General features: G+C 50.0%; 28 protein-coding genes and 1 pseudogene. 16 read left to right on the top strand and 13 right to left on the bottom strand.

The window, feature by feature from the left end:
- Position 1: 1 nt before the first annotated feature.
- From ACX3P5_RS10730 to ACX3P5_RS10720, 3 genes and pseudogenes are all read right to left on the bottom strand, one after another.
- A pseudogene (locus ACX3P5_RS10730) lies at positions 2-1,121 on the bottom strand (IS3 family transposase).
- A 263-nt stretch (positions 1,122-1,384) separates the two neighbouring features.
- The gene (locus ACX3P5_RS10725) at positions 1,385-1,870 is read right to left on the bottom strand and encodes an NUDIX hydrolase (RefSeq protein ID WP_262287627.1); all 486 of its coding nucleotides are present in this window, start codon (positions 1,868-1,870) and stop codon (positions 1,385-1,387) included.
- Positions 1,863-2,480: a hypothetical protein gene (locus ACX3P5_RS10720; RefSeq protein WP_262287628.1), complete on the bottom strand. Its 618-nt coding sequence runs from the start codon at positions 2,478-2,480 to the stop codon at positions 1,863-1,865. The genes ACX3P5_RS10725 and ACX3P5_RS10720 overlap by 8 nt, the downstream gene beginning before the upstream one ends.
- Before the next feature lie 239 nt (positions 2,481-2,719).
- Between ACX3P5_RS10720 and ACX3P5_RS10715 the strand changes: the two genes are divergently transcribed.
- Positions 2,720-2,944: a phage neck terminator protein gene (locus ACX3P5_RS10715; protein ID WP_458968678.1), complete on the top strand. Its 225-nt coding sequence runs from the start codon at positions 2,720-2,722 to the stop codon at positions 2,942-2,944.
- Positions 2,945-3,608: 664 nt separating this feature from the next.
- On the opposite strand, the gene ACX3P5_RS10710 is transcribed toward ACX3P5_RS10715, so the two are convergent.
- Positions 3,609-4,760, bottom strand: coding sequence for an acyltransferase family protein (locus tag ACX3P5_RS10710; RefSeq protein ID WP_458968677.1), 1,152 nt, complete (start codon positions 4,758-4,760; stop codon positions 3,609-3,611).
- Between the two features lie 510 nt (positions 4,761-5,270).
- Between ACX3P5_RS10710 and ACX3P5_RS10705 the strand changes: the two genes are divergently transcribed.
- The gene (locus tag ACX3P5_RS10705) at positions 5,271-5,612 is read left to right on the top strand and encodes a hypothetical protein (protein ID WP_233987824.1); all 342 of its coding nucleotides are present in this window, start codon (positions 5,271-5,273) and stop codon (positions 5,610-5,612) included.
- Between the two features lie 181 nt (positions 5,613-5,793).
- Here ACX3P5_RS10705 and ACX3P5_RS10700 read toward each other — a convergent pair whose 3' ends face one another.
- On the bottom strand, positions 5,794-6,153 hold the full coding sequence (locus ACX3P5_RS10700) for a hypothetical protein (RefSeq protein WP_458968676.1): 360 nt from the start codon (positions 6,151-6,153) through the stop codon (positions 5,794-5,796).
- Between the two features lie 121 nt (positions 6,154-6,274).
- Between ACX3P5_RS10700 and ACX3P5_RS10695 the strand changes: the two genes are divergently transcribed.
- Positions 6,275-6,493 carry a hypothetical protein gene (locus tag ACX3P5_RS10695; RefSeq protein ID WP_458968675.1) on the top strand — a complete coding sequence of 73 codons (219 nt, stop codon included), beginning with the start codon at positions 6,275-6,277 and terminating at the stop codon, positions 6,491-6,493.
- A 48-nt stretch (positions 6,494-6,541) separates the two neighbouring features.
- Here ACX3P5_RS10695 and ACX3P5_RS10690 read toward each other — a convergent pair whose 3' ends face one another.
- A complete protein-coding gene (locus tag ACX3P5_RS10690) occupies positions 6,542-6,742 on the bottom strand; it encodes a hypothetical protein (protein ID WP_094121761.1) in 201 nt (66 codons plus the stop codon).
- A gap of 309 nt (positions 6,743-7,051) precedes the next feature.
- Between ACX3P5_RS10690 and ACX3P5_RS10685 the strand changes: the two genes are divergently transcribed.
- Positions 7,052-7,300, top strand: a complete 249-nt coding sequence (locus ACX3P5_RS10685) for a hypothetical protein (RefSeq protein ID WP_233987827.1) — start codon at positions 7,052-7,054, stop codon at positions 7,298-7,300.
- Between the two features lie 77 nt (positions 7,301-7,377).
- On the opposite strand, the gene ACX3P5_RS10680 is transcribed toward ACX3P5_RS10685, so the two are convergent.
- Positions 7,378-8,004: a helix-turn-helix domain-containing protein gene (locus tag ACX3P5_RS10680; protein ID WP_458968674.1), complete on the bottom strand. Its 627-nt coding sequence runs from the start codon at positions 8,002-8,004 to the stop codon at positions 7,378-7,380.
- 138 nt (positions 8,005-8,142) lie between these two features.
- On the opposite strand from ACX3P5_RS10680, the gene ACX3P5_RS10675 reads away from it, so the two are divergent.
- From ACX3P5_RS10675 to ACX3P5_RS10665, 3 genes are all read left to right on the top strand, one after another.
- Positions 8,143-8,529: a hypothetical protein gene (locus ACX3P5_RS10675; protein WP_233987829.1), complete on the top strand. Its 387-nt coding sequence runs from the start codon at positions 8,143-8,145 to the stop codon at positions 8,527-8,529.
- Entirely contained in the window at positions 8,513-8,854 is a 342-nt protein-coding gene (locus ACX3P5_RS10670; RefSeq protein ID WP_233987830.1) for a hypothetical protein, read from the top strand. Before ACX3P5_RS10675 ends, ACX3P5_RS10670 begins: the two co-directional genes overlap by 17 nt.
- Positions 8,855-9,017: 163 nt before the next feature.
- A complete protein-coding gene (locus ACX3P5_RS10665) occupies positions 9,018-9,284 on the top strand; it encodes a hypothetical protein (protein ID WP_094121756.1) in 267 nt (88 codons plus the stop codon).
- Positions 9,285-9,322: 38 nt separating this feature from the next.
- Here the strand turns inward: ACX3P5_RS10665 and ACX3P5_RS10660 are convergent, their stop codons facing one another.
- Positions 9,323-9,562: a DinI-like family protein gene (locus ACX3P5_RS10660; protein ID WP_031375086.1), complete on the bottom strand. Its 240-nt coding sequence runs from the start codon at positions 9,560-9,562 to the stop codon at positions 9,323-9,325.
- 176 nt (positions 9,563-9,738) lie between these two features.
- On the opposite strand from ACX3P5_RS10660, the gene iraP reads away from it, so the two are divergent.
- Positions 9,739-10,035 (top strand): anti-adapter protein IraP, encoded by a 297-nt coding sequence (gene iraP / locus ACX3P5_RS10655; protein WP_233987831.1) that lies wholly within the window; start codon positions 9,739-9,741, stop codon positions 10,033-10,035.
- A 199-nt stretch (positions 10,036-10,234) separates the two neighbouring features.
- Here the strand turns inward: iraP and ACX3P5_RS10650 are convergent, their stop codons facing one another.
- A complete protein-coding gene (locus ACX3P5_RS10650; protein ID WP_094121754.1) occupies positions 10,235-10,558 on the bottom strand; it encodes a DUF6388 family protein in 324 nt (107 codons plus the stop codon).
- Positions 10,559-10,782: 224 nt separating this feature from the next.
- Here ACX3P5_RS10650 and yedD point away from each other — a divergent pair, with 224 nt between their 5' ends.
- Positions 10,783-11,265 carry a lipoprotein YedD gene (gene yedD, locus ACX3P5_RS10645; protein WP_233987832.1) on the top strand — a complete coding sequence of 161 codons (483 nt, stop codon included), beginning with the start codon at positions 10,783-10,785 and terminating at the stop codon, positions 11,263-11,265.
- Positions 11,266-11,303: 38 nt separating this feature from the next.
- Here the strand turns inward: yedD and amyA are convergent, their stop codons facing one another.
- The 4 genes from amyA to fliD all read right to left on the bottom strand — a co-directional run bounded on the left by amyA (position 11,304) and on the right by fliD (position 15,095).
- Positions 11,304-12,785 (bottom strand): alpha-amylase, encoded by a 1,482-nt coding sequence (gene amyA / locus ACX3P5_RS10640; protein WP_458968673.1) that lies wholly within the window; start codon positions 12,783-12,785, stop codon positions 11,304-11,306.
- 100 nt (positions 12,786-12,885) lie between these two features.
- Positions 12,886-13,251 (bottom strand): flagella biosynthesis regulatory protein FliT, encoded by a 366-nt coding sequence (fliT, locus tag ACX3P5_RS10635; protein ID WP_233987834.1) that lies wholly within the window; start codon positions 13,249-13,251, stop codon positions 12,886-12,888.
- Entirely contained in the window at positions 13,251-13,658 is a 408-nt protein-coding gene (gene fliS, locus ACX3P5_RS10630) for a flagellar export chaperone FliS (protein ID WP_233987835.1), read from the bottom strand. The genes fliT and fliS overlap by 1 nt, the downstream gene beginning before the upstream one ends.
- 9 nt (positions 13,659-13,667) lie before the next feature.
- Positions 13,668-15,095, bottom strand: coding sequence for a flagellar filament capping protein FliD (gene fliD / locus ACX3P5_RS10625; protein WP_458968672.1), 1,428 nt, complete (start codon positions 15,093-15,095; stop codon positions 13,668-13,670).
- Between the two features lie 336 nt (positions 15,096-15,431).
- Here fliD and ACX3P5_RS10620 point away from each other — a divergent pair, with 336 nt between their 5' ends.
- The 7 genes from ACX3P5_RS10620 to ACX3P5_RS10590 all read left to right on the top strand — a co-directional run bounded on the left by ACX3P5_RS10620 (position 15,432) and on the right by ACX3P5_RS10590 (position 22,767).
- Positions 15,432-16,655, top strand: a complete 1,224-nt coding sequence (locus ACX3P5_RS10620; protein ID WP_458968671.1) for a FliC/FljB family flagellin — start codon at positions 15,432-15,434, stop codon at positions 16,653-16,655.
- A gap of 163 nt (positions 16,656-16,818) precedes the next feature.
- Positions 16,819-18,021, top strand: a complete 1,203-nt coding sequence (fliB, locus tag ACX3P5_RS10615) for a flagellin lysine-N-methylase (protein WP_458968670.1) — start codon at positions 16,819-16,821, stop codon at positions 18,019-18,021.
- A 163-nt stretch (positions 18,022-18,184) separates the two neighbouring features.
- Positions 18,185-18,964, top strand: coding sequence for a glycosyltransferase family 25 protein (locus ACX3P5_RS10610; RefSeq protein WP_458968669.1), 780 nt, complete (start codon positions 18,185-18,187; stop codon positions 18,962-18,964).
- A 239-nt stretch (positions 18,965-19,203) separates the two neighbouring features.
- Positions 19,204-20,172 carry an HNH endonuclease signature motif containing protein gene (locus ACX3P5_RS10605; RefSeq protein WP_233987839.1) on the top strand — a complete coding sequence of 323 codons (969 nt, stop codon included), beginning with the start codon at positions 19,204-19,206 and terminating at the stop codon, positions 20,170-20,172.
- Between the two features lie 141 nt (positions 20,173-20,313).
- Positions 20,314-21,036, top strand: coding sequence for an RNA polymerase sigma factor FliA (locus ACX3P5_RS10600; RefSeq protein WP_233987840.1), 723 nt, complete (start codon positions 20,314-20,316; stop codon positions 21,034-21,036).
- Positions 21,037-21,086: 50 nt separating this feature from the next.
- Positions 21,087-21,590: a flagella biosynthesis regulatory protein FliZ gene (gene fliZ, locus ACX3P5_RS10595; protein ID WP_233987841.1), complete on the top strand. Its 504-nt coding sequence runs from the start codon at positions 21,087-21,089 to the stop codon at positions 21,588-21,590.
- Positions 21,591-21,780: 190 nt separating this feature from the next.
- Positions 21,781-22,767 (top strand): D-cysteine desulfhydrase, encoded by a 987-nt coding sequence (locus ACX3P5_RS10590; protein ID WP_233987842.1) that lies wholly within the window; start codon positions 21,781-21,783, stop codon positions 22,765-22,767.
- Positions 22,768-22,773 lie beyond the last annotated feature (6 nt).

The raw sequence follows: 22,773 nt of genomic DNA, 5'->3' as shown, positions 1-22,773 counted from the left end.
TTTAGTTAATAATGTCGGTTGGTTTTTCTTCATATTTCCTGTTTCGCCAGTCCATTGCGAATTCAGCTGGTGTCTGGTAATCCAGCGATGAATGGGGACGGCACTCGTTATAATCCTGCCGCCAGTCATTAATCGTTTTCCGGGCATGAAGAATATCGCTGAACCAGTATTCGTTCAGACTCTCATCGCGAAAGCGTCCGTTAAAACTCTCAATAAATCCGTTGTGCGTTGGCTTACCTGGCTGGATAAACCGTAGTTCCACACCATGCTCAAAGGCCCATTGATCGAGCGCGCGGCAGGTAAATTCCGGGCCCTGATCGGTTCTTATCGTAGCCGGATAGCCGCGAAACAGCGCAATGCTGTCCAGAATACGCGTGACCTGCACGCCTGAAATCCCGAAGGCAACAGTGACCGTCAGGCATTCCTTTGTGAAGTCATCGACGCTGGTAAGGCACTTGATCCTGCGACCAGTAGCCAGCGCATTCATGACGAAATCCATCGACCAGGTCATGTTGGGCGCCGCCGGGCGGAGCAGCGGCAGACGTTCTGTTGCAAGCCCTTTACGACGAAGTCTGCTTTTAACGCCCAGACCGTTCAGATGATAAAGGCGGTACACGCGCTTGTGATTAACCAGAAGCCCTTCACGGCGCAGCAACTGCCAGATGCGCCGATAACCAAAACGTCTGCGTTCAAGCGCCAGCTCAGTAATACGCCCTGATAAATGTGCATCAGCAGCCAGACGCTGAGCATTATACGGCAGGTCGACAGGGACAAACCTGTTAGCCTACAGGCACGACGTTGCGACAGACCGGTCGCATCACACATCAACACCACGGCTTCGCGCTTCTGGCCTGTCGTCAGTACTTTCGCCCATGAACCACCTGAAGCGCCTCCTTATCCAGCATGGCTTCGGCAAGCAGCTTCTTGAGCCTGGTGTTTTCTTCCTCAAGCGACTTCAGGCGCTTAACCTCGGGCACCTCCATACCGCCATACTTCTTACGCCAGGTGTAAAAGGTGGCGTCGGAAATGGCGTGCTTACGGCAGAGCTCACGGGCAGAAATCCCGGCTTCAGCCTCGCGGAGGATACTGATGATCTGTTCGTCGGAAAAACGCTTCTTCATGGGGATGTCCTCACGTGGCTTATGAAGACATTACTAACATCGCGGTGTATTAATCAACGGGGAGCAGTTCCGGTACCGGCTGCACGCAATCGAAGAGATACATGACACAATTTTGGATGCTGAGTTTGAGCAGCAGTTGGGCTAAATACCGGAAGGCTGTATGAGTAATTAACAAAAAAGTTTAATATATCCTCATGACTGCGCTTTACTAATTCGGTTTGCAAAGAGCAGGCGGCTTTTTCGTACAATTTCAGCAAGGGGTCTTAACTTGAATTTTTAGTAATCAATAAAATAATGGATGATAAAGTGAAGTTATCTTTTATTAAACCTTGTTTGATCATGTCAAAGATCTCTTCGCGTGAGTAGAATTTACAGCACATGATGCCTTCATTTTTTTGAGGGGAGAGTTGATCTATATCATCAACTTCGCAAAGAATCACCTGGATATTATCTGAGATTAATCCTGAGTCAGTTAATAGTTGTCCAAGTAAATGACTATTAGATGATTCTAAATTCAGTTCTTCTTTCAGTTCTCTTTCGCCGCCAATTAAATGGCTTTCTCCAGCCTCAAGGAATCCGCGAGGAAATTCGTATAAAACCTCACTATTCCTGATGTGTTGAATGATTGCATATTTATTTTCGTGGGCGGCTATTATTACAACACCACCATTTTTTTGATGCAACTTAAGATGTCTCATTTTATCAACTGAGACAGATAGCATGTTGTTTTCGAAAATAACCTTATTCAAAATTGACGATCCATGTTGGTTGGTTAGCAGAACGGCGTATAATCTTTCTTGTATTATAGAGGTAATATAAGACATACGTGAAATAGACCAACACTTTAACGGTTGCGGTCAATAAATCATTGTTGACCTTCAATAGCAAGAATATTTCTTTGACCAATATAGCAGTCGGAAATCCAGATATTAGGATCATGCAAAATATAACTCTGTTCTCAATACCTTTTAACATCCCTCTAAAATCCATATTGCTATATTTTTGGTTCTGCTTTTGGAAGAAATGCTTAATGCTTTCGTTGACATCACTGAAATCAAATTCATTCCTTGAAAGTATTTTATTAAGTGCCAGGGCCGAGTCAGTATATTGCATTTGCCAAGAGCGCAAGCCAGAGAGGGTTCTTATTACCATTCCTCCGATCATACATATAACTAAATTTAAAAATATAGCTGAATATTGGCTGGATATCATTTTGCTGAAGGCTGTATATGAACCAATGTAAAACGACAAGATAACCAGATAGAAAGCAATGGTTTGATCTCTTTTAGAAGACTGCTCTTTTATATGATCATTACATCTTTCATAAACTGACATCAGAAAATCTTTTGATGCTGACATTGGAACTCCTGAAATGTATTTTATAAATAGTTCTTATAAAGTTATTAGTTCTAAAACGCAACGACTGGAAACCATTAAGAACCTTAAATTCCACATTTACCAATGATAACAGTATTGCTATGGAGATACCAAAAGACGACATCCGGCTTCATAGATCAAACTTCAAGGCTATCCATCGGGCATGGTGCGACCAAGCTGGACGCAACTTAGGCCGCGCTGCTGGCAGCCGATAAAAACTTGTGCGGATTCGGCATTATCGGCTTCACCTCCGACAAAGCCCCGCATTCACTAATCAGACTGAAGAAAGCGATCAACTCTGGCGTCACGAAGTTATCGAAACGCTCGTATCCTTCTATGGCCCTCAAAGTCAGTCCATCGCAAACCTGTTTCGCGACGGCCTTAAGATCGAGCAGAACAATGAGGCACTCAAACAAAAAGAGCTTTCACTCGCTGATTACAGCTAATTGAAGGCTTCCCCGAGCTCATCAACAACCAATGGGTGCGCCGGTACGACATCACTGTGCGCCTGCGCCGCAAGGTAATCCGCGACAACGGCATTAAATCACTGGTCGAAGCGTGACAGGTTGAAAGAGCCAAACCTGCCAGCCGAAGGCATAGCCTTGTGACAGCCCCGTTGCTGCCACAATTTACCGTTTTTGGTCTTTCGTCAGAACTTTCGCCGCGGGCCAACTTAAGCCCCTTTTGATCCGGCATGGCATCGGCAAGCAGCTTCATGAAGCGGAAGTTATCACTCTTTAAGTGATTTAAGCGGCTTCATTTCCGGTATTCCATCTCGCCAAACGTCTTATGCGTTGGAAATGATTCTTCATGCGGTTATCTTGAGTATTGTTGATGAAAACATCACTGACATCGAGGTGTACTAATAATCGGGAAGCAAGTCACCCTTGTGGGGACGGCTATGTACGGATCATGTAGTCTTCAACTAAAAGATATTTACGTGCTGCCTGATTTTTTTAGAGTTTTCGATCCGTGATCACTCCGATGATGCAGGATCACAGATCACGCCAGTAACGAGAGTATGAGATCTGTTATTTTTTTCGGCAGATCAACCAAAAAATAAATAAGCAAATATTAATTGCAAGGATTAATTTTCATCTGCCGTGTATACTAATTTATTTTCTTGCTTAGTTTAATGCTTTTTTTCTCAATGGTTATGTACATAATATAAGAAATTACTAATACCGAAGTAAAAGCAACAGTTAGCGAATAGAGGTAATGGAAACCCATGCTTTCCATCCACCGTATTATGCAATAGCCGATGACTGAGTGAAGCGCATAAAACGAATAACTTATTTCTGATAAGAAAGAAATAACCCTGTTTTCTTTAATGTGTTTATTTAGCAGGAAGGCTACAAAGAAAAATATGTACCCATATATATAATTGACGCCGGTGCCTATAAATTGATTAGCCTGGGGGCCAATCTTCCATGAGGCGGCGACGCAGAGAGAAACGATAATAGTAGAAGCAATGAACTCGCCAGAAGTGATCTTTCTCTCATAAAAAAAGTTTATCAGCACACCCAGTATCATATAAGATACATACATAAGTTCAATTTTTAGCGCGTCAAAGGAAAAATGCCCTTGTTCAGATGATCCTATCTGAAAATGGCTGGTTATAACTGTCACAGCCATGAATAAAAAAGGCATTGCAATAACTTTTATCAGAGCGGCGTTTTTTAACGCGCTATATATTATGGCGCAGCATAAATAAAATTTTATCTCAATAGAAAGCGTCCAGTTAACGTAATCGATGCTTTCATAATTGAATAAAGAGCCTAACAGAGAGATATTAAGAATGAAACGGCTTAATCCTATCTGAGCTTCACTTCCCCAGTACGCATGGCTGGAAGCATATACAGCCATCATGATGACAGAGCAAGCTATATATGTAGGATAAATTCTTAAGGCTCGTGATTTTAAGTATCCGCTTCTGCTTTTTTTTCTTAAAGAATAGGAAATAACAAATCCGCTAATCAGAAAGAACACCGAAACGCCGAATGGGCCGTAATTAAAATAGGGGAGTGGTGGAACCAATGATAGATAGTAACTGGGGTTACCAATATTGTTGCCTGAAGCTCCAGTCACTTTACTAATGAACTCATGATCTAAAGAGTAAATTCCTAACCAGTGAACAATGACTACGCATAAAAAGGCAATAGCTCTAAGTTGTCCTGCAAAAATAACGCGAGACGAAGATATCGATGTAGGATACGTCTGGGCAATGCCTGCGCCATTGAGTTCAGGTGATGCTTGCGACATGCAAGACCTCTTCAGATAAAAACCAGTAATTAAATTTCTGTTAAAAAAGGGTAAAGATCAAGTAAATTGTGAGACTTGTCTTAATTTTGGCGTAAAAAGGTTCAGTCAAAGGTTAAAGAGACTTGTGCTAAGCAACCAAGGGCAGTTGTCTGACAAAGTGAAGTGTAGGGCTAAGCTTGCACATTCAATGGTGAGATGATTGAACTAAAAGCTGCTCTTTAGGCTATTTAAACTCTGCGATTTTGTCTTTACGTTTTTTTATAAAAAGATGCCATTATCTTATTTTCATAAATAATGCTTAAATATCATTAGCATAAGTGGAAGGCATGCTGACAGTGGGGTGAATGCTCCTGACCCATTTTGCTCATTAAGTAATGGTCTTTATGCGCCGCATCAGGGATCAAGACGTTTGGTCATTTCACCGATAGTGAGCGAAAATTATGCCACCTATAGTGGGTAGCAATTGCCTGCCACACAGACCTTCTCAGCCATCAGCAGGACACCGCAACAATGATAAAAACGATCGCCGGATTACTGTTACTGACATCTCTGTCTGCTACTGCTGGCACGCCGCTGCAATGCGGACCTTTCAAAATCGAGTCTGATGAAAAGGGCGCAGTCACGGTTAATGGTGCCAGCGCGAAGATAAAGAGCACCACCTTTCTCAAAGCAAAAAACGATGACGATAACGTCAGGCTTCACTGGCGGGTCAAAAACACCAAAGCGCCAGGCATGATCGATATGGATCTGGTGACCCGTGAGGGTAAATCGGAGTTAGAGGCTGAAATCGTCCGTACCAGCCCGAGTCAGATAAAAATTCGCGGCAGCTACGACTGTGAAAAAATAAAGTAACCGCGAGTTCCTGCACCTTGAGCAGACGGAAAGCAAACAGTCGTATCAACTACCGCGTTGAAAACAGCCTTAGCTCAAATATCGATGCGCGCCTTTTCAGGCAATAACGAGTGAAACCCGGTTAAGGCCCTCTGGCCCCAGATGTGATGCGCTCAGGTTTCAGGCAGCCCGATGAATGCGTTCACTGCGCTTTTTTACACTCATCGATCAGGGCCGCTACCGATGCGCTGATGTCGGCGGCGTGCGGGTCATAAAAAAATTCAGTGCTGGTTTCGCTGTGGCTAAATTTGGCTATTTCGACCCAGGCGATAACGGTTCCGTCACCTTGTTCAAGGTTATAGCGTTGCGTACCGCCAGGTAGCGGATCGTCCTGATCCAGATAAAGGTGCCGGCTGATGGCAGCTGAGTAGAGACAGGACTGCACCTGATCAGGATGCGCATTAAAATAGGCGGTTTTAACTTGCGGATGTAATCCAACCCGACCGGTATCCACACAGCCGGCCACCATCATTAAAGCGAGTACTAAAACTGTTTTCTTCATCAACTCAAACCTCATCACGCTGCAGCATTTTTTTTGTCCATTCCGTCAGCCCTGAATCAGCGCCGGACACGGCACAGAATAGCCTGAACTATACTTATCTTTTTTCAACGAGGAGGATGAGATGATCAATCTTCGAGAGATGAATGAGAAAATTCATCAGGTGCTGCAGGCCGATGAAGCGTCAGGGTTTACGCCGCAGACTGCAGAGCAGGTATTAGCGGTGGTGAAATCTTACTGGCAGGAGGGCGATGAAACGATAAGAAACGACATCACCCAGAAATTGTCCCGTCTGGAAAAATCGGGCGTACCTTTTCCGGATCATTACCTCGATACGCTGTAGCCTTCCGCTAAACCACAATGCGCCCCTGCGTGGGGCGCGATCTCTTCACTACTGCGCTTTGTAGGGATCTTTTTTATCATCCTGACTATCATCGTTCTTACGCGGCACTTCGCCATGATCTTTTGGCGCATCAGTAGCGGGATGATCGTCCTCTTCATAGGCATTGCCGACATGTGGCGCCGCTTCCGGCAGGCTTTTACTGACTTCACCTTCGTGTTTACGTTCTTCATTGGTTTTATGTTTAAACATACTTCACTCCTTTTTTTTCTGTCCGTTAAGTCTAGACCAGCCAACAGATGCTGGCAGGCGGGTCCACGTTCAGATAAAAAAAAGCCCGCACGAAGCGGGCTGAATCGGAGTTTTCTCTCGTGTGCTGCACGGCTTTATTCGTTGCGTGTCAGTGTGTAGCGGGATCATGCTAACGGGGTAGAACCGGCGCGGGAATGGACAAATCTGTTATCTGGCGTGCGGCAGGTCACAAATTAATCGATTAATAAATTCGATTGAACAGATTAATAAAAGGCATATAGTGACCTGCGTTACCAGGAGATAGAAATTATGTTACGAGACTATTTAAAGATTGAAGCTGACGATCAGCTGATTAAAAACCGTACCCTGAGCCTGAACAATCGCGGTCAGGAAGAGGTCACTGAGTGGACCATCGTCAGCCCGCACGGCGTCAAAAAAGGCGGCGTGACCCTGTTCGATAAACTGAGCACCCGCCGTTCATGGTGTGTCGGCTATCGCATCACGCAAACCGATCTGCATGGCAATGTGGTGGTGGATAAGCTGACTGACGCGTTATAAGTTGTCCGACTTTTGCCGTAGTAAAATGTGAACTTTGTTGGAATTAACCCGCAGCGTAGCGGGTTTTTTTATGTCCGCTAACGATAGCGGCGCAGTTCTACCAGCGTGCCGGCCAGCTTTATGCCATCGCGACGGGAATGCAGCAGTGGAAAGTCGATGTTCTCCGGTGCCAGCTCAAACTGCACAACACCGCTCTCACTGCTGCGTTGCCGGTATGTACGCAGCAGTGCGCTGTTCTGCTGCAGCGCCAGCACGCTGTCGCCGGGCAGCGGTGAGACGGCCGGATCGATGATCACCACATCATTGTGCCTGATAGCAGGCGTCATGGCCTGTTCCTCAACCCGCAGGGCAAAGCTCTGCTGAGAGAGCGCCATGTCGTTATGCATCAGCAAATCATACTTCACCGAAGTGGCGTCATTCAGCCACCGGGCGACGTCGCGCTGATTGAGCAACGGAATCTGATGCAGGCCGGCAAATCTGCTTTCGCTAAAAACAGGACCATCGCCATCTATCAGATAGGCAGGCGCGCATCCCAGCGATTCCGACAGCCGCAGCAGATTTTCACCACGCGGTAACGTCTCCTCTTTTTCCCATTGTGAGATCGCCACATGGGACACTTTTACCTGTTCCGCCAATTGCTTCTGCGTTAATCCCAGGTTTTTTCGTCGGTGGCGAATACGGTCGCCCAGCGTTTCGTTTTTCATCTGCTTGACATTCAGGTTAAGAATGACTTAAGTATACTTAACCCTGGCATTTAAGCAATCTTAAATTTCAGGCAGGGGACGTGCCTGTTGTTGCACGCCGTGGTGTTCCAGTGACCTTACCGGGTAGAGGGGTGCGGCATGGAAAGTAGTTTAATTACCAGTATGGGTGCGTTGGTTTTGGGTGGGGGCGCGGCGGCACTGTTCTGGAAACCATTATTGGCGGGTATCGCGTCAATCGTGACCAGTAATCGGGCCGGCGGCGAAATTATAACCAGTTATAAAGAACAGGTGGTGTTGCTGAAGGAGAGCAATCTGCTGATACGAGAAGAGAACGACGAGCTACGAGAACGGCACGATAAAAATTTGCGGCGTATCTCCATGCTCGAAACCGATCTTCGGCTTATCAAGAATGCGTTAGGGATACTGCTGGCAATGACAGAGGCCGATCACAGCGATAAGTTTCGCAACGAGGTCGATCGCCTTATCTCAACTCTGGAGGATCGCAGCGATGGTGACGATAAATAGTCCTGCTACAACCCTGTTAAACAAGCGAAAAATTATCCTCGGCGGCGTGATGCTGGGCTGCTCGATGATCTGCGTGCTGATGACGATTCTGTTTCTTTATGTCAGCAATACGGCCAACCGGCGAGTGGCAGAGATTCGGCAGGAGTATCGCAATATAGCGGCAAAACGTGATGCCCGGGTCGATTTGCTGACTAATCAGGTGACGACGTTACAACACAAACTTGATGCGTTACCGGACCGCACGGCGATCAAAACGGTGGATAAAGTCAAAGAGGTAGTGATTGAAAAAGAAGTGTCACCGATGCATTCGCAACCCAGGCCATAACTTCCGATTATTCTTAGTGCGGCTTCGCTATTATCGACTAGTTTTAAATCTCCGGGCGACATTTTCTTTCGCTGTATTGTGCGAAGAAAAGGCCCGCAGATTGGCCGGTTGATGAACCGCTACGCCAAATCACTTTGGATAACTAACCAGAAGGACATTTAGCATGAGCGATTCAACAGAAACCAAGAGCAAAAATGATTACCTGCGTGATGTCACCTCTCAGCTGAAAGAGATGCGCCACTATGCGCAAACCAACACCGAGACGCTGTCAGCACATTGGTTAGCCTTCGACGCGGGCGAATACAAAGACAAAGTTAACGCCGATCGCATCGATGCGCTACTCAACAAGCAGGGTAAGATGCTGGAAGATCTGGATGCGGCCATCCAGGACATTGAGATCGAAATTAATCACAGCGAGCAGGAGAGTTAAGTGATCTCCCGCTAACTGATGCGGTGGCCATTAAGGGATTAATCGGCCACCAGCCACATTTCCGCTTCGTCGAACATCTCTTCAACTATCCGCGCAATCGTCGCTTTGTCGTTCTTACTCAAATCCGTATCAATAGCGTTACGTTCCATCGGTTTGACCTTAACTTCAATGTCAGGAAACACCCGATGCACCCGCTTTTCCAGCTCTTCGAGAATCATCTCGCGCGCACCCGGTAAACCGGCTACGTTACGCTTGTCATAAATCAACTCAACAAACATGATGGCAATCCATTCAGGGCAAAATCGCTGGGATATAATACTGTAAATAAAAACAGTGGCAAGGCGGCGCGCCCGATTACGGGAAATATTTTTATGTCATGCCGGACTGCATCTTGATCTGGCTTATTACTGCATCATCACGACATAATGGCAGCTCAAACATCTGGAGAAGTGCGATGCGACAACTGGTCATTGATATTCTGCTTAAACTGGCAAAGATGGACGTCGACGCGAAAGAGCTGACCGCCCAGCTTGAAGCGCAATCGCTGCTCGTTGCTGCGTTACTGGTGCAGGCCAAACAGGACAACACGCTGACGATTAGCGAGACGGTTCAGGATGCTATTGTCACGGCGTCACGTTCGTCGACCGACTTTTTGCAGTCTGACGTAGACCTGCTGCTGACGCACATTAATCGTCTGCTGGCAGTGGCACAATATGTGGAAGTAAAAGGAAAGATGGCAGAAGAGGAGTAGCCGGAGAAAAAAATTCGCCTCTGGAGGTGAAATCCAGCAACACCTCCAGAGGCAGTGCAAAAGCACTATTCGTTCAAGGACAATCACGACCGAAGTCGTAGGATGAAGTTATACACTTTCCTCGTCCTTGTACAACTTTATCGGCGGTTATCTCACTGGTTGGAGGTGTATAAAAAATACACCTTACAAGACTGGCCGATCAGAGCTCGTTTTTGATGCAAAACTCTTCCCAGCTCATGCCCAGCGATTCAGCATGTGATTTGAGATAGGTCTCAATCGCCTCAGCCGCCACCGCTTTATCTGGCTCAGCCAGCTGTATCGAAAAGATCATCCCATCCAGATTTTTCTGACGTAAAAAAGCCGCATAGATGCGTTCAGCGTGCCATTCACGCAACTGACGCAGGGAAAGATTGGCCGCGCGGGCGTCGCTTTCGGTCAGCTCATCCAGCGCTGCCTGGAAATCGGGATGAGCGGTAAAGAACATGTCGCGCGCCTGCGCGTAATACGCTTCTGGGGTTTTCATAGCCGGGTTCCTGAATATCTGTTGCAGCCCGCCAGTGTAGCGGGTTGCGCCAGCCTTGTCAGGAAGCGATGCTACGGCGTGGCAGAACAACGGTACTGACGCCGACTTTATACAAGACAATGAAAAAAAACGCGCCGGGCGCGGCTGGATCAGCCGGATACCTTGCGCACTGGCGTGGAAAAATTATAACGTAGCCGCCATTGACGCGATCTTAGGGATTAAACATGAAAAAGTGGATGCTGATTGCCACGCTGGCACTGGGCGGTTGTGCGCAAATCAACGATTATGACAGTGCGGTGCAAACGCCGGCGCCGGCGAATCTTCAGGGTAACTGGCAAACCGTCGGGCCTCAGGGAAAGCTGATTAGCGATCAGGCAATGGGCTCGCTTATTGTCAATGCGGATGGCAGTACGCTGGATTGCCGTCAGTGGCAGCGAGTGATTGCCAAACCCGGCAAACTGACGTTGCTGAGCGGTGATTACGTTAACGTAACGCGTCAGGTTCGGGTGATGCCGCTGGTGGTGGATAACGGTGAACTGAGTTATGACGGGCTGACGCTGCGCAAAGTGGATCGTCCGACCCTTGAGTGCCAGCAGGCGCTGGAGGAGGTGGCGAAGCAGCCAAAAGCCGCCATCATTCAGAATATTGAACCGCAGCTGCTGCGGACCCACATTACCGATAACAATGCGGCGGCCTTATCGCAATAATGTGATCTGGCAGGGCCGCGGCCCTGCCAGAAGAGGCACTACTCTGCGACGACCCAGACGCTGACGCTGCCGCCGTTACAGACAAACACTGCATTACCCTGATCATCGGCGGTAATCGTTTCTTCACGGTTTGCCAGATGATCGCGCCATACCTTGCCGGCATAGCCTTCACCCATCGCCACGGCTTTTTCGCCCGCCTCGCCATTCGACATGATTACCACACAGCCCGGCTGCGTTTCGGTTCCGCTGCGGCTAAAGGCAACGCAGTTAGGATGATCGAAATAGTCGGTCTGTACGCCCCAGCCATACTGCTGGCGCGCCCGGATTAACCCTTCCAGCTCCGGGATCACCGGCATCTCAATCTTATGCTTCTCACCGTCGCCACCGGTATCTTCGTAACTGGCGCCGAACAGATCGGGATAGAAAATGGTCGGTACCCCTTGTTCTCGCAGCAGGATCAGCGCGTAAGCCAGCGGTTTAAACCAGGCTTCCACCGGCGCTTCCAGCGACTGTAGCGGCTGGGTATCGTGGTTGGCGACGATCGTCACCGCATGCCAGGGATCGGCCACCACCAGCGAATTAGCAAAGATCTGACTCAGATCGTAAGCGCTGCCTGCGGTTGACGCCTGGTGGAAGTTCATGTGCAGTGGCGCATCAAACAGCATGGTTTTGCCTTCCACCTGATGCACATATTCCTGCAGCTTGTCGGTTTCAAACGACCAGTATTCCGCGACGATGAACATCGGCTCTTCGGCCACTTCCTGAATGTGGTCGATCCAGGCTTTATAGAACCAGGCCGGGATATGTTTCACCGCATCCAGACGAAAGCCGGTACACGGCACCTGTTCCATCACCCAGCGCGCCCAGTATTTCAGCTCTTCGCTCACCGCTTTATTGCGGAAATCGATGTTCGCGCCCATCAGATAGTCGAAGTTACCCAGCTCATTATCCACCTGATCGTTCCAGCCTTCGGCGGTGTAATCATTAATGATTTTAAAGACGCCGTTTTCATCCGGATTTTCGATATGGTCGACGCCGCTAAAGCATTTATGATCCCAGACGAATTTAGAATATTCACCGGCGCGCACCGGGTAGGTGAACTTCGTCCAGGCTTCGCACTCCACCACCTCGTCGTAAATTTCATCACGGTTGTCCGGATTGACGCGGTTGATGCGGATCTGCTCTTTTTCATCGGCACCCATTTTATGGTTGAGTACCACATCCAGCAGCACGCCGACGTTGTGGCTGCGCAAGGCATCTGCTGCCGCCAGTAACTGCTGTTTATCGCCATATTTGGTGGCAACGCTGCCTTTCTGATCAAATTCACCGAGGTCAAACAGGTCATAGCTGTCGTAACCGACCGAATAGCCACCCGATTCCCCTTTATAGCTCGGCGGCAGCCAGGCCATGGTGATGCCGATTTCGCTGAGCCAGGCCGCGCGATCGGCGATTTCCGGCCACAGTTTGCCGCCATCCGGATAATACCAATGGAAAAACTGTAATAACGTCGGGTTTTGCATCTACTGCACTCCAGGGGATGATGAGAATCAAGTATGGAGTAAGCGGCAGAAAAGAGGCGCCGCGCAGAGAAATAAATCTGGCGGCGGGAGAGAGCAGCAATCAGGAGAGGGTTTCGCGCGGTACCATCACAACACCGCCTTGCTTACCGTAGGCAGAAAGCACCGATTTCTGGCGCGCATTCTGGCCGACCAGCGAGGCCAGCTCATCCATCCGCGCCTGCAGCAGGCGTTTCACTTCACTCTCATTATCCAGAATATGACGCAATACCGGACGCAGCTGCTCCTGAACCTGAACGGAAGGAGCGGCAGCTTCTGTCGATTGTGCTAACGATTGCACCGCGCTGACATAGTCCATCTCCCTGCTGATCAATTCATCCCATTCGCCCTGTGCGGCGTGACGCAGCATTCCCTGGCTGAGATCGAGTAACTGTTGGTAAACGGCAATCAGATGCGGTGCAATAGTCATTAAACGGCGTCCTGAATCAGGTTAGGTTGAACCACTTCTTTCCACGCGTCGGCGATGTTGCGCAGTAAGCCTTCGACTTCTTCGATAGCTTCTGCATCATTGTGCAGGTTGGCCTGCAACAGACGACGCGTCATGTAGTTGTAAAGACCCAGCAGGTTGTCTGCCAGCTCATCACCACTGTTTTCACTGAGGCCCTGTTTGAGGCCTCCTTCAATAATATTGATAGCTTTGGAAAGGGAATTACCTTTGCCTTCAATATTGCCATCCTGCATAAACAGGCGAGCGCGAATCAGCGCGCTGAGCGCGCCATCAAACAGCATAACCACCAACTGGTGCTGGCTGGCGCTCATCACGGCGCTTTCCACGCCAATTTTTGCATAGGCTTTGGTGCCTGTAGCGCTGTACATGGTCACTCCTTACGATTTGGAACTGCTTGACGTCATGTTGTCAAACTGCTGAGTCAGGTAGCTACTGGTGCTGTTGAGTGAACTCATCGTCACATCGAGCTGGGTAAATTGCGCCTTATAGCGGGCAATCAGGTTGTCGATGCGAGTGCTCATTTTGTTGTACTGATCGGTCAGGTTGTTGAGCGTCTTGCTCACGCCATCCTTCGCCGCCTGAATGATGCCGGTTGATGAGAGCCAGCCGGTCAGGTTAGTGGCGATTTTGGTGGTGATGCCGGTGGTTTTGCCGTCGCCGATCATCATCTCTTTAATGCCGTCAGGATCTTTATCTAAGGCGGTTTTCAGTACCGCCGAGTCCAGCTTCAGTGCACCGGTGGTCGGGTCTGAAGAGATACCAATCTGCGATAGGGTTTTATAGCTGGATGAGCTCGCGGCATTAGTCAGCAGACCTTTTAACTGCGTCTGTATAGTGCGCAGCGTACTGTCGCCCACCAGCGCGCCGTTGCTGGTATCCTGCGCCGTTGCACCCACATCAACAGCGGTATATTTGGTCAGGCTGTTGAACTGATCGAGCAGGGTATTGTACGCATCAACAAAGGTAGAGAGCGCCGTCGTCACCTTGCTGGTGTCTTTAGCGACGTTCAGGGTCTGGCTGGTGGTGGTGGTGTCTTTCAGATTAAGGGTGATGCCCTCTAAGGCGTCGCTGATGGTGTTGCTGCTGCTGGTGATGGCAACATTATTCACCGTCAGTTGGGCATCCTGTGCCGCCACGCTCAGATCCATAGGATTATCTGCATCGGTTTTAGTGGCATCAAAACCCACAACGTTTTGCAGCGTATCGTCGCCGGTCACGGTCACGGAGGAGACCGCATATTTCTCACCGGTTTTCGCCGCCGTTAATGAGAGCCGATATTCACCGTCACCCGATTTAATGATGCTGGCGCTCACGCCGGCACCCGCTTTATTGATCGCGTCACGCATACCGCTCAGCGAGGTCTGATCGCTGGTGAGCGTAATATCTTTACTGGTGCCGTCAGCCAGCTTGATAGAGAGCGTACGGCTGGCCGCTGAGCTGTCGCCCAGTACGGCGGTGTTGCTGCTCTGCACGCCGGAAGTCAGGGTTTGCGCCTGCGCCAGCTTCGACACGCTAATGGTATAGCTGCCGGCTACGGCGCCGCTCGCGGTGGTGGCGCTAAAGGCGCTGCCGGTGCTGGTGGCGGTGGTGGAGCTAAACAGATCGGCGCTGTTCAGCGCGGTATTCGCGGTCTGAAAGGTCGTCAGCGCGCTGGAGAGCGTACCGTAAGCGCTGAGCTTAGCGGTATAGGCGCTCTGCTGGGTTGAGATCGGTGTCAGCGACGCTTTTTCAGATGCCTGCAAATTATCCAGAATCGTACTTAAATCGAGTCCTGAACCGATACCCAGGGTGGAGATAGTAGCCATGTTGCTTCCTTATATGGTCGACACGGAGTTTGAATACCTGAGTTATCGGCCTTGATTAACGAAAGTTTAAGGTTATTTGCCTTAGGGTAATGAGGTAAATAGGGCATATAGAGAAGGGTATTTCAACGACTAGAAAATTAATCAATTAAGTCTAAAGAAGTGCGGCAGGGTGGCGATAACCAAAAGCGTGACAGGTTGAAGCAAAAAAATTCGCCTGGTACTAAAAAAATTCTAAAGGTTGTTTAACGGCAGACGATAACAACTTTGACGGCGCTGAAGCCGGCGGGTTGAAGCCCACACCTTAACCGAAAGACTTGATTAACAGGAAAATTTATCATGGCCCAAGTCATTAATACCAACAGCCTCTCGCTGATCACTCAGAACAACATCAACAAGAACCAGTCAGCTCTGTCTACTTCTATCGAGCGTCTGTCTTCTGGTTTACGTATCAACAGCGCAAAAGATGACGCTGCTGGTCAGGCAATTGCCAACCGTTTCACCTCTAACATCAAGGGCCTGACTCAGGCTGCGCGTAACGCCAACGACGGTATCTCTGCTGCGCAGACCACTGAAGGCGCGCTGTCAGAAATCAACAACAACTTACAGCGTATCCGTGAGCTGACTGTTCAGGCTCAGAACGGCACCAACTCTGATTCTGACAAATCTTCAATCCAGGACGAAATCAAATCACGTCTGGACGAGATTGACCGCGTATCTGGCCAGACCCAGTTCAACGGCGTGAACGTGCTGGCGAAAGATGGCGCTATGAAAATCCAGGTTGGCGCGAACGATGGCGAAACTATCACTATCGACCTGAAGAAAATTGACTCTTCTACTTTAGGTTTGAGCACTTTCAATGTTACTGGTCCTGTAAGTAAGACTGGAACTTTGTCTGGACCTTCAACTGCAAACCTACAGAGCTACTACGGTGCAACCACCAAAATGACAACTACTTCAGTTGCTGAAGCTGCTTCTGGTGACGATCTGGCTACTCGCCTTGGAGTAGATAGCGGTAGCGTAGCCATTGCGAATGCTGCCGTTGCCGATGATAATGGAAACTTGTTTGCTAAAGTTACTATCACTCCTGGCAGTGCTGCTGAAGTGAATAGCCTCAAAGCAAATGGATTCGAAAGTGAATATGACGCAGGTACCAGTACTGGCGTTGCTAAAGAATACTATATCGCCTTAGATCCGAAAGATGCTGATACTTCAGCAGGTACAACAGCAGCGTTTAGTCTGGATACCACTAAGCTGAATCTGAATAATATGGTTTCTGGTTCTACCACTGACCCACTGGCCAAGCTGGATGACGCGATTGCCAGCGTTGATAAATTCCGTTCTTCACTGGGTGCGATTCAGAACCGTCTGGATTCAGCGGTAACTAACTTGAACAACACCACTACTAACCTGTCTGAAGCACAGTCTCGTATTCAGGATGCTGACTACGCGACCGAAGTTTCAAACATGTCTAAAGCGCAGATCATTCAGCAGGCGGGTAACTCAGTGTTGGCGAAAGCTAACCAGGTTCCACAGCAGGTTCTGTCTCTGCTGCAGGGCTAATCGCCTCTACTCTGAACGTCAAACCCCGCTTCGGCGGGGTTTTTTTATGCCTGTGATTAGCCGCTTTTTTAGCGGTTTCTCCACCCATCAATCGCTGCCCGCTGACTTATTATCCTGACACTGTGCCGCATTCTGTTAAGCGCCTCTGTTGAGCAGGTAAATAATGAAAAATATCACTGTCGTTGAACCGCTGTTTGTCAGTGCCTTTAAATGTATTGGCAGCGCGTGCCGCGATCACTGTTGTAAAGGCTGGGATATCACTCTCGATAAGTCGACGGTCAATCGTTATCTGAAATCTTCCCGGATTGAAATTAAGACGCTGGCGGCTGAAAACATCATCACGACCCGTAAAAGCCATGCCAGCTGGGGAGTGATGAAGCTGAATGCTGCAGGTAATTGTGCCTTTATGGATGAAAACCGGTTGTGTAAAGTCCACGCAACGTTAGGTGAATCAGCATTAAGTCCTACCTGCGCCACCTACCCAAGAGCGGCGAATACCTTTAAATCTGAGCAGCAACGAACCCTCGCGTTATCCTGCCCGGAAGCCACGCGACAGCTCTTCGCCTCGCCCGATGCGATGCTGTTCGGGGAAACGCTCAGACGTCTGCCAGAAGGCTTTAAGGCGAAGGATCTCGATCAGGAGAAAAAGCTGCTTAATTTGATGTGCCTTTACATTGTTAAGTTTAGCGGCGTTCAGCTTGATGAGGCGCTGTACGCGCTGGCCAGTTTCCTGCTGGGCGTGGAGAAACTGAACGCAAGCGAGGATCGGGTTGCGCAGATGGAGCACTATTTTTCTCAAACGCTGGCGGGTTTAGAGCAGGGCGAGATCAGGCAACAAATTGCACAGTTGAAGCCAGATTACAATTTGCAGTGGTCGCTGTTGTTAAGGCTTCAGAGCTATCTCGGGGTCATGGCGGATAAGCGGGGCTGGCCAACGCTGAACCACTACGTAAATAAGCTGATTTATATTCAGGCGGAAGGCGCGCAGTCGGATGACATTCACCAGTCGATGATACGACTGGACCATGCCTGGCAGCATAAAGTGATGCCGTGGCTCGCCGAACGTCCGTGGATAATGAACAACTATGTTCAGTACCGCATTTACGATGATTTTTTCCCCAATGACGAAGGCCGTAGCCACTTACTTAGCCTCTATCTGCTGACGGCAGAATGGTTTTTACTTAAATCACTGATTGCCGCCAATGTTGAGCTGGTCGGAGAGATGAACGAAGATGATATGATTAATATCATTTACAGCTATCATTCTATTACCAAACACAATCCGCAATCTGCCGCTGCCTTCATCGCCGAAATCAATAAAACCAAAGTCAACGATGACCTGTCACTGCTGTTATTATTGAAGTAAATACGACCCCGCGTTAGCGGGGTTAATTTTAAAATTCGCAAATGAGGCTAATTTCTCTGCATTCAGTGCGACTTAGCATTTTTAAATCTTCAGTATTAAGCCTGATAACGGTATGCTTGTCGTTTCTGACACATTTAGTTACCAGGGCGTAAATAACTCCGCAATGAAGACCTTCATTATCAACCTCGCTTCATCCACTGAACGCCGTGCCATGATTTCCGCACAGTGCCATAAGGCAGGAATAGCCTATGAGTTTATTGATGCCGTTAATGGTAAAGCACTGAGTGAGAAAGAAATTTCCCAGCATACGCGGCCGGTTAACTATGCGTTTAAACCTGGTGAAATAGGCTGTGCATTGAGCCATATCAATATTTACCGGAAAATGGTTGATGAAAACATTGCGCAGGCATTGATTCTGGAAGATGACGCGCTGCTAACTGAACAGTTACCGGAAATATTAAACAGCCCCTCATTACAGTTGCCAGAAAATAGCCCTGTGCTGGTACTGTTATCGCAAGTTAATAAATATGTTAATAAGGTTGTTGCACCGGTTACGCCAGCCGCCAGTTTATTTCCGGTACACAGCGCGACCACGTCTCATGCTTATGTGATTAATCTCGAAGCCGCCAGACGGCTGCTGAAGCTGCTTTATCCGGTCTGGATGGCCGCTGATAAATGGTGTCTGTTCGAGGAGCATGGCGCATTCCGGTTATTGGCTGTCTATCCTGCGCCGGTGTTACTGCATGACGTGGCGCAACATACCACCATTCAGCAGTTTGATGATGTTGACAATCACAACAGACAAAAACGGGCGATCTGGACCAGCATTATGGCGAAACGGCCACTCAGCGCAAAAATCCGTCAGCGTTATCGTCGGGCGGTGGTACCGCTTCTGAACCCAATTGTTGATGTCAAAGCCCGGCTAAAAGAGTCGGGCCAGTAACACACCCGGTCTTCAGAGGTGCAGGCATAGCTTTCCAGCAGAATTAACCCCCGTGCCACGGGGTAGCCATGCCGGCACAGTTGCTGAGATCCCTGACAGCAGAGCCGGCGCAATGTCAGCAAAAAATACACCGCGCTGCGCTTATTCACCACCCGGTTACAGTTCCCCTCCAGCCTGCCGATAACTCCTTGCAGAACAACATCACTTTTGATCCATTTTCCTTATTTTGTGGAGTGTCTATGCGCTTCAATTATGACTTGTTACCGGGTGAGCGGCTGACCTTTGAGGAGATCGCGCTGCGCTATGCCCAGCAATACCCTGAGGAGAAGGAGCTGACGGCGCGCGCGCTGCTCAGCCCGTCAACCAGCTTTCGCACCCTGAAAATCCGTGCGGTGTTTGCGCAGGAAGAGAGCAACAGTCCGCTGGAGGATCTGCTGTTCATCGCCAACGATAATGAACGTAAAAATTACCTGCGCCGCTTTGAGCACTACCTGAAGCAGAATCTCTCCTTTCTCTATTTCCGGCGCAGCGAGAAAGAGAAACGCGACAATCTGTGGAAGGTGATGGGCAGCACTCAGGTGTTCGCGATGATCGATCCCCATTCGGCTACCGCCCAGAACCTGATCAACAGTCGTGGCTACAAACTGGTGCTGATGTATCAGGATGAAGACGAGGCCTACTGGCAGCTGTTTAACCCGCAGGCGAATCCCTGCTTTCCGCAGTCGCGGCGCATCCAGTTCATCGTGGTGTTGAGCACGCCCCAGCATAAAGTCCCGGCGGCGGTGATGCCGGGGACCGAAGTGGGGCGGCGGGTGAAAGCGCGGGTGCTACAGCGCGCCAGCCAGGCGGAGTTCAGCGCGGGGGTAAAAGCGCGTTACGGTGGCTGTGTGATGACCGGAACCCGACTCACCGAACGGCACAACTGGCCGTGGGTGGAAGCGTGCCACATCGACACGCAGGAGAATGACGAAGGGGTGCTGGCGGATAACAGTATCGATAACGGTTTATTTTTGCGCAGCGATCTACAACGACTGTTTATCAATCGGCTAATCAGCATCGATGGTGAATCGGGGCAGATTCAGGTGCATCCGGGTGACGAGGCGCAGGAAAACATCAGCCCTTATTATCAGGAACTTGATGGTCGCGTCTGCACCCTGTGGTCGGCAGTTCCTCCCGCCACCCGCCAGCGGCTGCGGGCGCGACGCTAGTCCACATCAGGGGCAGACGGATTTGCCCCTGCAGATAACAAAAATGAAATAACCTCGTTTTACCCCGCCTATTCCCCCAATCAATAACCCTACAGAATTGGATAATCATGCCGATAACTTCATTAACGCAGGGTAGTCAACGTGAACGATCTCTATACCGCCGAAGGCGTGATGGACAAGCATTCGCTCTGGCAGCGCTACGTCCCGCTGGTGCGCCATGAAGCGCTGCGCCTGCAGGTGCGTCTGCCAGCCAGCGTTGAGCTGGACGATTTGCTGCAAGCGGGAGGTATCGGCCTGTTAAATGCCGTGGAGCGCTACGACGCGCTACAGGGTACGGCCTTTACCACCTATGCCGTGCAGCGTATCCGTGGCGCAATGCTGGATGAGCTTCGCAGCCGGGACTGGGCTCCACGCAGCGTGCGTCGAAACGCGCGCGAGGTGGCCGGAGCAATGCATAAGGTGGAACAGGCGCTGGGTCGTGCTGCCTCCGAGCAGGAAGTCGCTGAGCAGTTGAATGTTTCAATGGAGGAGTACCGGCAGATCCTGCTGGACACCAACAACAGTCAGCTCTTCTCCTACGATGAGTATCGGGAAGAACATGGCGACAGTGCGGAGCTGGTGACGGAAGGGCATGAAGAGGCCAACCCGCTTCATCAGTTGATGGAAGGGAGTCTGCGTGAGCGCGTCATTGAAGCGATCGAAGCGTTACCCGATCGTGAAAAGATGGTGCTGACACTGTACTACCAGGAAGAACTGAACCTGAAAGAGATTGGCGCGGTACTTGATGTGGGGGAATCCCGTGTCAGCCAGCTGCACAGTCAGGCGATTAAACGCCTGCGGGCCCGACTTACGGGAGCGCGCTAGCAGTATCAGTTCCTGGCGATTCAAAAATATAAGAAACCGGGGACTCAGCAATGGGAGCCAAGACCAAGGCCAGACCGTTAAGTCGTTATCTTAAAGACTATAAACACAGCCAGAGCAACTGTTCACACTGTGGCAAGGTATTAGATCGTATGGCGCTCGTTTTTCGCGGCCAGATCATCAATAAAGAGGCCATCGCTCGGATGGACCAGATGATTGATGAGCCACTGTGGCTGAAACTTCAGCCAGAACTGACTGCGCTCTGTCGCTTTTGCAGCGATATTTTTTGCAATACCCATCCTAATTACTTCGACATTATGGCGTTCAAACAGTACCTGTTCGAACAGACAGAGATGAGCCCCAGCACCATTCGTGAATACGTGGTGCGGCTGCGTCGGCTTGACGACATGCTGAAGGCAAAAAATTTCCCGGCCGATCGGCTACAGGGCAATAGCTGGCATCAATGTCTGGAAAGCGACCTGCCGGATGCGGGCAATAACAATTACCGTATTGCTCTGCGCAAATACGATCAGTTTTTAGGGTGGCAACAGGGCTAGATCCCTGCTGCACACCCATTGCTCCCCCTGCGCACCGCCGGTGCGTTCCTGCCATTTTTAATCTGAAAAAAATGGCGGGGCGGGGGAGCACGCCTGTCACCGCATCTCACGCCACCTGAATCAGAGTGATCCTTTTCGCATCTTCTGCAACACTGTAAGGATAATTTCCAATGCCCGAATGGAGGCAGCATTGTCTTTACATCTGTTACACCAGTTTCCCCGGCTTGAGCTGCTGGGCGCACCGACGCCGTTAGAGCACCTGCCGCGACTCTCCGACTATCTGGGCCGCGATATTTTCATTAAGCGCGACGATGTCACGCCCGTGGCGATGGGCGGCAACAAACTGCGTAAGCTGGAATTTCTGGCGGCCGATGCGCTGCGCGAAGGCGCGGATGTGCTGCTAACCGCTGGCGCGATTCAGTCCAACCATGTGCGGCAGACCGCTGCCGTTGCAGCCCGTCTTGGCCTGAAATGCGTTGCACTGCTGGAAAATCCGATTGGTACCCATGCTGAAAACTACCTGAGCAACGGTAACCGGCTGCTGCTGGAGCTGATGGACGCGGAAGTGATCATGGTCGATGCGCTGCACAACCCTGCGGAACAGCTGGCTGAGCAGGCTGCGCGGCTTGAAGCCCAGGGATTCCGCCCTTACATCGTGCCGGTCGGCGGCTCCAATGCGCTGGGTGCGCTAGGCTATGTGGAGTGCGCGCAGGAGATTGCCCATCAGAGCGAAGGCGTGGTTGATTTCGCCGCCGTGGTGGTCGCTTCGGGCAGTGCCGGCACCCATGCCGGTCTGGCGGTGGGTCTGGAGCATCTGTTGCCGGAGACCGAGCTGGTGGGCGTCACCGTTTCACGCCAGACTGAGGCGCAGTTACCGCTGGTTGAGCGGCTGCGTCAGTCGCTGGCGGAGACGCTGGAAGTGCAGGCTAAGGCACCGATTACCCTGTGGGATGACTACTTTGCGCCGCGCTACGGCGAGCCAAACGACGAAGGCATGGCGGCGGTGAAACTGCTGGCACGGCTGGAAGGTATTCTGCTGGACCCGGTCTACACCGGTAAAGCGATGGCGGGCCTGCTGGACGGCATCAGTCAGAACCGTTTCCGTCGTGAAGGGCCACTGCTGTTTATTCATACTGGCGGTGCGCCGGCGTTATTTGCTTATCATCCTTCGGTCTGAGACAAG

Source organism: Pantoea sp. S-LA4 (genome assembly GCF_054482835.1).
Note: the sequence above shows the minus strand (reverse complement) of the source record. Positions and strands in the feature narration are given on the sequence as shown.